Here is a 4315-nt window from a genome sequence, read left to right as displayed (position 1 = left end):
GTCGTCCCGATGACGCACACCTGCGAGCCGACCGACCTGGCGCGCAACCAGGACGCCGCGTGCACCGTGACCCTCACGAACAACAGCGCCGCCCCGGCACCGGTCAAGCTCTCGCTCGCCGCACCGAGCCGGGTGGACATCAGCTCGGTCAGCGCCCCGGCCACCGGCACCTCGAGAGGGTTCACCTGGAACGGCACGCTCACACCCGCCCTGCCGCCGACCATCACCTCGGTCACCCCGGGCGCCACTCCGGCCGGCGGCTACCTGCCGCTGAGCGCGTTCGGCATCGCCCCGATCGCCGGCATGGGCGACGAGACGATCGTGAACTACAACGTCCCACCGTTCACCTACGGCACGGAGACGTACACCCGCGTCGGCGTCGTCTCCAACGGGTACGTCGTCATCGGCGGCGGAACGGCCCAGGACGTCGACTACCTCAACCAGCCGATCCCCTCGACCACGCGGCCGAACAACATCATCGCGCCGTTCTGGACGGACCTGAACCCCAGTGCCGGTGGCGCGGTGCGTGTCGGCTCCCTCAGCGACGGGACCAACGACTGGCTCGTCATCGACTACGACAAGGTGCCGAACTGGAGCTCCGCCGCCCAGCAGAACTCCTTCCAGGTCTGGATCGGGCTCAACGGCACCGACGACGTGACGATCGCCAACTCGGTGGTGACCGGCGGCGACGGAGGCTTCCTCAGCCAGGGCGCGGAGAACCGTGACGGCACGAGTGGCGCCGCGTACTCCGGCGGCTCGAACACGGCCTGGGTCGTCAACGCAACAGGCCCGACCCCGGGAGGCTCGGTTCAGATCACCTATGACGCGTCCAGTTCACGGGCGGGCTCCTACGTCCTGGCTCCGACGGCGACGTCGCCACTGGTCAAGGGCACGATCAGCGTCCCGCAGACGCTTCGAGTCAAGTGACCGGGTGGGGGTGGGCGCCTTGCCCACCCCCACCGCGGGTCAGGTCCGAACCCGCCAGAGTCCGAGCATCGTGCCCGCCTCCTCCAGCAGGAGGCGGGGGGTGAGGTGGATGCCGTCCGCGTCGCCGAGCGCTGGCCCGCTCGTCACCCGCGTGCCGTCCCCTCCGACGACGGTGGGCGCGAGGGACAGGGCGACCTCGTCGACGACCCCGGCGGACAGGGCCGAGGCGAACAGGCTGGGGCCGCCCTCGCACAGGACCTGACCGAGCCCGCGCTCGGCGAGGGCGTCCAATGCACGCGCGAGGTCGACGTGGGCACCTCCGGCGACGAGCACGGCATCCGGACCGAGCACGCGGCGAGCACGCTCCAGGGCGCGCTCACCAGCTGACTCACAGGTGACGAGCAGCCCCGCGCCACGCCCGGCGGTCGGGGTGCGCAACCCCTCGGGAACACGACCGGAGGCGCTGACGACGACCAGCGCGGGGGGCACCGGTCGTGCCCGCGTGGGTTCGAGCCGCTCGTACCCCTCGGCCCGCACGGTCCCGGCGCCGACGAGCACCGCCTGGCACAGCGAGCGTTGGAGGGCGAACACCCGGTTGTCGGCGGGGGTGTTGATGCTTCCGCTCAGACCGTCGGCCCCGACCGCTGAACCGTCGAGGGTGCTGACGAAGTTCGAGCGCACCCAGCGGCGGTGAGGAAAGGCATAGAGGTCGGCCAGTTCAGCCGCCGTGACGCGTGCGCCCGGGTGCGACGGTCGGCGGGGATCGAGGAGGACGCGCATGGCGTGAGTGTCGCAGGGAACAGGGCTGGGGGACCCCGGATGTTCCGGGGCATCCGAGGCGTCGGGTCTGCAAGGATGCGGCGATGGGCAAGGGTGCGAAGAAGAGCAAGAAGTCCGTCGAGAAGGCCGAACTGACCGGCAAGGCCGCGAGGAAGGCCGAGAAGAAGCGCCAGAAGGCCGCCAAGGCACGCCAGGACGATGCGGTGCAGGCGGTGGCCTGGTCGCACGTCCTGCGGGTGGGGCCCGGTTTCGACCTCGCCGAGTTCGACCCTGCCTCGACGCCGGGGTTCACCGGCGACAGGGCGGCCGCTGAGGCCGTCATGGCCGAGCTCCAGGAACGCACCAGCGACCTCCAGGAGCGGCTCTACGCCGAATCGAGGGGGGGAGGTCAGCGCTCGGTGCTGCTCGTCATCCAGGGCATGGACACCTCCGGCAAGGGCGGCATCATGCGCCACGTCGTCGGTGCGGTCGACCCGCAAGGAGTGGAGATCACGTCGTTCAAGGCGCCGACCGCCGAGGAGAAGCGCCACCCATTCCTCTGGCGGATCCGGCGTGCACTGCCGTCAGCCGGTGACATCGGCGTCTTCGACCGCAGCCACTACGAGGACGTCCTCATCGTGCGGGTGCACGACCTGGTGCCACGGTCGACCTGGTCGCGCCGCTACGCCCAGATCAACGACTTCGAGGCGGGAGTCGTCGAATCGGGGACCACGATCATCAAGGTCATGCTGCACATCTCCAGCGACGAGCAGAAGGCGCGCCTCACCGAACGACTCGCCCGCGAGGACAAGCACTGGAAGTACAACCCCGGCGACGTCGACGAGCGCATGCACTGGGTGGACTACATGCAGGCCTACCAGGCAGCCCTGGAGAAGTGCTCGACCGCTGCCGCGCCGTGGTTCGTCGTGCCGGCGGACAACAAGTGGTACGCCCGGCTCGCCGTGACGAATCTGCTGCTGGAACACCTCGAGGCGATGGACCCGCAGTGGCCCGCAGCCGACTTCGACGTCGAGGCGGAGAAGGTCCGCCTGGCGCTCTCGCCCTGAGGGTGATCGCGACCAGAACGCTCAAGGCAACCCTCGTGCAGCCCTGATGTCCGCGGTTCTCGCGGGCGCGGCGGTTACCGTTGCCCCATGACCGATGCGAAACGGCGCCTGCGCCGCCTGCTCGCACAGGTCCCGGGCCTGCTGCCCCTGGCCCGGCTGGTGGTCGTGACCACGCGCATCTGCCTGCGCTACCGGGTCACCGGCCTGGCGTCCGAGGCGGGGTTCTTCGCCCTGCTCAGCCTGCCGCCGCTGGTCCTGGGGCTCTTCGGCGGCCTCGGCTACCTCGGCACCGCTCTCGGGCCGGTGGCCGTGGAGCAGGTGCGCGATGCGATCAACGACTACGCGTCGCGCTTCCTCACCGAGGACATCATCAACTCCACGCTCGGCCCGACGATCAACGACGTCTTCACCGACGGACGCTTCGACCTCATCTCCCTCGGCTTCGTCCTGTCGCTGTGGTCCGGATCCCGGGCGCTCAACGTCTTCGTCGACACGATCTCGATCATGTACGGCCAGTCGGGGGTGCGCGGCATCGTCCAGACGAGGGCGCTGTCGTTCTCGCTCTACCTCCTGGCGCTGGTCCTCGGCATCGTGACGATCCCCCTCGTGCTGCTCGGCCCCACCCTGCTCGGCGAGATCCTTCCCGACCCGTGGGATGCCCTCACGGCCCTCTACTGGCCGCTCGTCACCCTGCTCGTCGTCGGGGGGTTGACCAGCCTGTACCACGTGTCGACTCCGAGACGCTCGCCCTGGCTTCGTGACGCTCCCGGCGCCGTCGTCACCCTGTTGATCTGGATCCTCGCCTCCTTCGTCGTGCGCGGGACCATCGCGGCATCCCTGGGTGGCACGTCGATCTACGGCCCACTGTCCGCTCCCATCGTGCTGCTCATCTGGCTCTACGCACTGGCCATCGCCGTGCTGATCGGTGCCGCCGCGAATGCCGCCATCCGTGAGCTGTGGCCGGTGGAGGAGAACCGCAGCCTCCACGAGCGCTTCGGTGCCTGGATGGGTGAGCACTGGCGCCGCCGGTCGGCTCCGCGCACCACCGTGGGCTGGGACGACCCCTTCGACGGCTACGGCCGCGGGCTCGCGCTCGACGAGGACGACCTCGGCCTGTCCGGGCTGCGGGAGGCCGCCCGCGGCCCGATGACGCCGATCTCCCGGGCATCACGCGGTGATGGTGCGGATGCCGCGGGGGAGGCAGTCGGTGCCGGTCGCCGCGGCGACTCGCAGGCCTGAGCGCTGGCCCGCCGTGGTGGGGAGGCACTCGGCGAGTGGTCGGGAAGCAGTCGGGGGAGGGGTCATGGGGACCCGGTTTGGCGATCCCCTCGACTGTCAGATAATGTCTGCGAGCACGCCAAGCGCGGTTCGCAAGAGCCGCACGGACGCGCGCGGATGTAGCTCAGTTGGTAGAGCGCAACCTTGCCAAGGTTGAGGTCGCCGGTTCGAACCCGGTCATCCGCTCGAGGGTTAGCCGCCCCGAACATGGTGGAGTGGCCGAGAGGCGAGGCAGCGGCCTGCAAAGCCGCGTACACGGGTTCAAATCCCGTCTCCACCTCGAG

4 protein-coding genes and 2 tRNA genes are annotated in these 4315 nt (G+C 69.9%); 5 read left to right on the top strand and 1 reads right to left on the bottom strand.

The features are described 5' to 3' along the window. A partial coding sequence (locus PLL68_RS12610) for an NIDO-like domain-containing protein (protein WP_502910708.1) occupies nucleotides 1-927 on the top strand: 927 nt, incomplete at its 5' end. 39 nt (nucleotides 928-966) lie between these two features. Here the strand turns inward: PLL68_RS12610 and PLL68_RS12605 are convergent. Beyond that, entirely contained in the window at nucleotides 967-1707 is a 741-nt protein-coding gene (locus PLL68_RS12605; protein ID WP_324534594.1) for a dihydrofolate reductase family protein, read from the bottom strand. Nucleotides 1708-1790: 83 nt separating this feature from the next. Here PLL68_RS12605 and PLL68_RS12600 point away from each other — a divergent pair, with 83 nt between their 5' ends. The 4 genes from PLL68_RS12600 to PLL68_RS12585 all read left to right on the top strand — a co-directional run bounded on the left by PLL68_RS12600 (nucleotide 1791) and on the right by PLL68_RS12585 (nucleotide 4311). Continuing rightward, entirely contained in the window at nucleotides 1791-2753 is a 963-nt protein-coding gene (locus PLL68_RS12600) for a polyphosphate kinase 2 family protein (protein ID WP_324534592.1), read from the top strand. Nucleotides 2754-2840: 87 nt separating this feature from the next. After that, complete coding sequence (locus PLL68_RS12595; protein WP_324534590.1) at nucleotides 2841-3992, top strand: YihY/virulence factor BrkB family protein; 1152 nt, start codon at nucleotides 2841-2843, stop codon at nucleotides 3990-3992. Between the two features lie 152 nt (nucleotides 3993-4144). After that, nucleotides 4145-4217, top strand: a tRNA-Gly gene (locus PLL68_RS12590). Between the two features lie 23 nt (nucleotides 4218-4240). After that, nucleotides 4241-4311, top strand: a tRNA-Cys gene (locus tag PLL68_RS12585). Nucleotides 4312-4315 lie beyond the last annotated feature (4 nt).

The organism is Ornithinibacter sp., assembly GCF_035443565.1.
Taxonomy (GTDB): Bacteria; Actinomycetota; Actinomycetes; order Actinomycetales; family Dermatophilaceae; genus Fodinibacter.
Note: the sequence above shows the minus strand (reverse complement) of the source record. Positions and strands in the feature narration are given on the sequence as shown.

What these genes read in the sequence shown, in the direction of transcription:
- PLL68_RS12605 (WP_324534594.1), bottom strand. Translation starts at nt 1,707, where the DNA reads ATGCGCGTCCTCCTCGATCCCCGCCGACCGTCGCACCCGGGCGCACGC.
- PLL68_RS12600 (WP_324534592.1), top strand. Translation starts at nt 1,791, where the DNA reads ATGGGCAAGGGTGCGAAGAAGAGCAAGAAGTCCGTCGAGAAGGCCGAA.
- PLL68_RS12595 (WP_324534590.1), top strand. Translation starts at nt 2,841, where the DNA reads ATGACCGATGCGAAACGGCGCCTGCGCCGCCTGCTCGCACAGGTCCCG.